Source organism: Vibrio sp. 10N.222.55.C6 (genome assembly GCF_041473395.1).
GTDB classification, from domain to species: Bacteria; Pseudomonadota; Gammaproteobacteria; order Enterobacterales; family Vibrionaceae; genus Vibrio; species Vibrio crassostreae_C.
The window spans coordinates 1-459 of record NZ_JBFRSD010000132.1 but is presented as its reverse complement, the minus strand read 5'-3'; the positions used below and the strand labels follow the sequence as shown (position 1 = coordinate 459).

Here is a 459-nt window from a genome sequence, read left to right as displayed (position 1 = left end):
CACAGTACCCTGACGCAAAAATTGATGTTTTAGCGCCCGCATGGTGTAAGCCAATTCTGGAAAGAATGCCACAAGTCAATCAAGCTCTTGAAATGCCATTGGGACATGGACAGTTTGATCTGAAATCTCGTTATAAGATCGGCAAATCGTTGAGGGAAGTACAGTACGATAAAGCGTACGTATTACCTAACTCCGCGAAATCAGCTTTAATTCCCCTGTTTGCACGCGTTCCTGAACGAGTTGGCTGGAAAGGTGAAATGCGTTTTGGTTTGCTTAATGACGTTAGAACCAATAAAAAAGCGTTTCAATACATGTTAGAGCGATATGTAGCGTTAGCGCACCCTAAAGCTGAAATGACGGGTAGTGGTTGTTTAGGTGAATTGTCATCATTACCTTTTCCAAGCCTACAAGTTGTTGACTCCAGCCAACAAAAGGCTATGGAGCAATTTGGTTTAAATA

1 protein-coding gene is annotated in these 459 nt (G+C 42.3%); it reads left to right on the top strand.

The annotated features are described in order from the left end of the window. Window positions 1-459: lipopolysaccharide heptosyltransferase II (gene waaF, locus AB4486_RS22890; RefSeq protein ID WP_372118784.1), on the top strand; the 459-nt coding region annotated here is incomplete at both ends.